The 4,838-nt window shown below is 63.4% G+C and carries 5 protein-coding genes; 1 reads left to right on the forward strand and 4 read right to left on the reverse strand.

The window, feature by feature from the left end; all coding sequences use genetic code 11:
- Positions 1-336 precede the first annotated feature (336 nt).
- Positions 337-1,710 (forward strand): phenylacetate--CoA ligase family protein, encoded by a 1,374-nt coding sequence (locus JNK68_15330; GenBank protein MBL8541716.1) that lies wholly within the window; start codon positions 337-339, stop codon positions 1,708-1,710.
- Here JNK68_15330 and JNK68_15335 read toward each other — a convergent pair.
- The 4 genes from JNK68_15335 to JNK68_15350 all read right to left on the reverse strand — a co-directional run.
- Positions 1,685-2,740, reverse strand: coding sequence for a quinone-dependent dihydroorotate dehydrogenase (locus tag JNK68_15335; protein MBL8541717.1), 1,056 nt, complete (start codon positions 2,738-2,740; stop codon positions 1,685-1,687). The genes JNK68_15330 and JNK68_15335 overlap by 26 nt on opposite strands.
- A 56-nt stretch (positions 2,741-2,796) precedes the next feature.
- Entirely contained in the window at positions 2,797-3,570 is a 774-nt protein-coding gene (locus JNK68_15340; protein MBL8541718.1) for an S-isoprenylcysteine methyltransferase, read from the reverse strand.
- Positions 3,571-3,572: 2 nt separating this feature from the next.
- Positions 3,573-4,310 (reverse strand): carboxy-S-adenosyl-L-methionine synthase CmoA, encoded by a 738-nt coding sequence (gene cmoA / locus JNK68_15345; protein MBL8541719.1) that lies wholly within the window; start codon positions 4,308-4,310, stop codon positions 3,573-3,575.
- A gap of 100 nt (positions 4,311-4,410) precedes the next feature.
- On the reverse strand, positions 4,411-4,838 hold a 428-nt coding region (locus tag JNK68_15350; protein MBL8541720.1), incomplete at its 5' end, for a GtrA family protein.

Consider the following 4,838-nt stretch of genomic DNA (forward strand, 5'->3'; position numbering starts at 1 on the left):
GGCGATGAGGTGTGCCGCACCGGCTGGAGTAAGGCCCACGCGATACTCATGGTTCTTGACTTCCTTGGGGACACCTATCTGCACGAGGACACCTCCCACACGCATTGTGCGAATGCAACATCAGCTGCCATAACATATCACAGGTGAGCGACAACTATCTGATAAGTAAAGCTCCGCACGAATCACGCGGCGTCGCGCGCACGGACTCGCAGAGAACCGAACCAGCGTGGATCGGCGGGCGCGTTTTGCCTCCGCCTGCCGCACGTCGGAGATCGATACCCGCGGCATACGACCTGCTCATGCTACCCCGCAGAATCGACCACATCGGGGGGCAAGATGTTCTCTTCGGGGTACTACAGGTCCGCGCCGCCTTGGCTGCAGGATTGGCTGTTGTCCGCACGGGCGTTGGGCCGGAAGATGGCGCGTGAGAGCGGGACATTCCATGGCATCCGCGCGGAACTCGACCGGACGCAGCACTGGACACGCGAGGAAGCCGCCCTCGTGCAGGCACAGCGCTTGACCAGCGTGATCCGCCGTGCCGCGCGCCACGTTCCGTACTACCGCGACCGGTTCCGGACCCTCGGACTGGACGCGGAGAAGATGGAGTTCCCGCGCGACCTGCACCGCATCCCGCTGTTGACCAAGGCCGAAGTTCGCGCAGCCGGGCGACGGCTGGTGGCCGACGATGCCGGCAAGCCCATGATTTCGGGCAGCACCAGCGGCACCACCGGCAGTCCCGTGTGGTTTCACCAGGATCTCAACGCCGTGACGCGCGAGCACGCGTTCATCTGGCGGCACCTGCGGTGGGCCGGGTTGCGCCCGGGAGACCGCCGCGCGTGGCTGCGCGGCGAACCCATCGTCCCGGCTGATCGCAACGACCCGCCGTACTGGCGCCGCAACTACGCTGACAACATGCTCATGCTGTCGTCGCTGCACCTGTCTCACCGCAACGCCCCGCGCTACCTCGAAGCGCTCGCTGAATTCGATCCGGTGGTGCTGCAGGCCTACCCGTCCTCCGTGAGTTTCCTCGCGGCGTGGATGATGGAACACGGGAAGCGCTACGCGGGACGGTCGTTGAGAACCGTCGTCACGTCTTCGGAAATGTTCGACCCTCGGCAAAGAGAGCAGGTGGCGACCGCTTTCGGCTGCAAGGTGATGGATTGGTACGGGCTGGCGGAGCGGGTCGCGGCCATCGGGATGTGCGAGCGCGGCAGCTACCACGTGATGATGGACTACGGCTACGTCGAGTTCATCCCGACGGAGTTCGAGGGGTTGGTGGAGCCGGTCGGCACCGGCTTCAACAACCGGGCCATGCCGTTGCTGCGCTATCGGTGTGGCGATCTCGTGCGCCTGGCCCCCGCCGGCGCCACGTGCGAATGCGGGCGTCACGGCCCCATCGTGGCGGAGGTCATCGGCCGCTCCGACGACTTCATCAAGATGCCCGATGGCCGCCGCATGGCGGCGTGCCTTGCCGGCAACATGTTCCGCGGGGTGCCAGGCATCCTGGAAGGGCAGATTCAGCAGGAGTGCCTCGACTCGCTGACGATTCGCGTCGTCCCGTCGCAGGAGTACACGGAAGCGTCCGAACAGGCTCTTCTGAGCAACGCCCGCGCGCGCCTGGGCGCCAACCTGGCGTGCCGGGTGGTGGTGGTCGACGAGATTGCCCGCACGCCGCGCGGCAAGTTCAAGTCGGTAATCTGTTCGGTCTAGCCGTTGCGCCTTCGCGCTCGAGAATCGCGCTGACAACCTCGCGCACGAGCTTCGGTCCGCGGTAGACGAGGCCGGTGTAGAGCTGAACGAGGCTCGCACCGGCCTCCATCTTTTCCACTGCGTCCTTTCCGCCCAGTATGCCGCCGGCCCCGATGACGGGCAGTCTCCCGTCGAGGGCCTGGCACAGCCGCCGCAGAATGTCGGTCGCTCGCGCCCGCAGCGGTGCGCCGCTCAAGCCACCGGCTTCCTTCGCCCACGGAGAATCCTCGATCCCTTCGCGTGACAGGGTGGTGTTCGTTGCGATTGCCCCGTCCATGCCGTGTTTCAGAAGAAGGCCGGCAACGGCGTCGATCTGTCCGAACGAGAGATCGGGCGCGATCTTCACCGCAATCGGTACATAGCGGCCGTGGGCAGCCTTGAGCGTGCACTGCTCCGACTTGAGCACGGCGAGCAGGGCGTCGAGCTCTTCGGCATTCTGCAGATTGCGCAGCCCGGTCGTATTCGGCGAGGAGATGTTCACGGCGACATAGCTCGCGTGGCCATACACGGCGCGTAGTCCGTGGACATAGTCCTCGTGCGCGCGCTCGAGGGGCGTGTCGAAGTTCTTGCCGATGTTGATCCCGAGAATGCCGTTGAAGCGGGAACGTTCCACGTTCGCGAGCAGCCTTTCCAGACCGACATTGTTGAACCCGAAGCGGTTGACGATCGCTTCGTGCTCGGGGATGCGAAACACCCGCGGCGATGGATTGCCCGGCTGCGGACGCGGGGTCACGGTGCCGATCTCGATGAAGCCGAAGCCGAGCGCCGCCATGAGGTCAACGTACTCGCCGTTCTTGTCGAATCCTGCTGCCAAGCCCACCGGGTTGGGAAAATCGATCCCCATGACGCGTCGCGGTGCGCTCGGCGGAGGGGGCGCCAGCCAACCCGTCAGACCCAGGGCATGGCAGCGAGCAAGACCCGCCAGCGCGACGTGCTGGGCTTTCTCCGGGTCGAGTGCGAAGAGGAGGCGGCGAATCGCCGAGTAGAGCATGGGGGGTGTGACTCTGCGGACATTGCAAATTCAGCCCGGCGCGACCAGTAGCGAGGCTAGGACGCCTCCGCTCCAGTCTCGGTCGACTTGTACTCGGTGAGACGCCCCGATTTCTTGAGGAAGCGAACCGCGAGGTAGGCGGCAGTAACGGGCAGCAGCCACCACAGGAGCGCGCGGATATCGGGCCACGCCTCGTCGCCGAGCGCCTGGTAGAGCGTCAGGGCACTGATCCCGATGAAAGCGATCGCCAAGCCGAACATCGTGCCGTACTCGCGTATGGCGAGGCGCCTCCAGTTAAAGCGCATACCCTCGATCGATTGCCTGAAGCCTTTCCAGTTGGGCCAGATGCGGTTCACGCGGGCGCAATAGGCTTCGTACTCGGCGCCGAACTTGCCGCGCAGGAAGTTCTCCTCGGCAGCAATGATACTGGCGTAGACGGAAATGAAGAACGGAACTCCGATGATGTAGAGCGGGAGCGAGTGGACCATCACCGCGAGGCCGATGATGATGAGCAGATTGCCGAGATACAAGGGGTTCCTCGAGTGCGCGAAGACGCCGCCTTGCACCAGATCCTCGGCGTAGACCTTCCCCTCGCGACCACCGCGGACGATGTACTCGTAACCGATGGTCAGCATGCGCAGGCCCTGGCCCGCGAGCGCAATGGCAGCGCCTACCAGATCCATCACCATATCGAGGACACGGTCGCCAAACGCGAAGGTCGGTGAGCAGAAGAGCAGCGTTGCTGCGATAAAGGCGGGAAACAGCATGTTGCGATAGCGGAAAAAGAAGTTCCCCGCCGCGATCAAGTCGGGATGGCGCATGAGGTTCATGCTCACCCTCGCTTGAAGGCCAGAAAACCGCAGAAGTTGTACCACCTGAAGAAAGTTTCCACCTCCTGGAAGCCGCTTCGGCGCAGAAGCTCGACGTTTTCATCGACGCGATAGGGAATCAGAACGTTCTCGAGCGCTTCCCGCTTCTGCGCGATCTCCATCTCGTCATACCCGTTCCGCCGCTTCATGTCGTAGTAGAACTTGATGAACAGACGGTTGATCGTCGAGTCCGCCGCCAGCACCTTCTCAACGAGAATCAGGACACCGTTGTCATTGAGACCCGAGACGATCTGGCGCATAAGATTGTCGCGGTAGAGCGGACGCACGAACTGCAGGGTGAGATTCAGCACAACGACCGAGGCGTTCTCAATCACGCAGCCGCGGTTCAAGTCGGCTTTTTCGAGTCGCATGCGCCCGGACTCGAGCAAAGCCCGGAACCGCTGTCGGGCCCGGTCCAGCATGGGCTCGGAGTAGTCGAGGCCGACCAGTGTCGCGCCCGGGCCGACGGCCAGATGCAGCGTTTCGAGCGTGATGCCGGTCGAGCATCCCAGGTCGTAGACGTTCGACCCTTCGGTCGCAAACTCGCCTGCCATTTCGCCGATCATGCGCTGCAGTTCCCGATACATCGGGACGCTGCGGTCGAGCATGTCGTCGAACACCTCGGCAGTTTGTTCGCCGAAGTTGAAGTCGCCGACACTGCGGGTCGTGTCCGCAAACAGCGCGTCGCGCTTTGGTGGCATGGGTCTACGCTCCCGGTAACCGGCAGGTGACATCTTCGACTAAGTCCCATGCCTCTGTCCAGAATGCGGCATCCCGTCGTCCGGAATGCGGCACCGCGAGTTATCGGCCCCGCCACGTAAAGATTGCGCTGGCGGCGTAGTTCCAGACGGTGCCGACGATGGCACCGGCCACGCCGGCAAGCCACCACCTGTAATGCTCGCTGAAGACGAAGCTCGCTACACCGACATTCGCGACGACTCCGACACTGCAGATTGCGTAGAAGGAAAGAAGCCCGGTCACGAACTTGAAACCCCGCCGCCGACGGTCATGGTAGGTGAGAAAGTTGTTCAGCCAGTAATTGCTCGTCATTGCCACCAGCGTTGCCATGGTCTGCGCGACGCCGAAGCCTGTCCGCACGACCTCGTAGAACAACCCGAGCGATGCCACGTGGACAGCCACGCCACTCAAGCCCACGACCGAGAACATGATGAAGCGCGCCGGCAGGATGTGCCCGAAGCGCTTGTCCGCGATCAGCATCAGGTACTCCC

Source organism: Betaproteobacteria bacterium, from assembly GCA_016791345.1.
GTDB lineage: Bacteria > Pseudomonadota > Gammaproteobacteria > Burkholderiales > JAEUMW01 > JAEUMW01.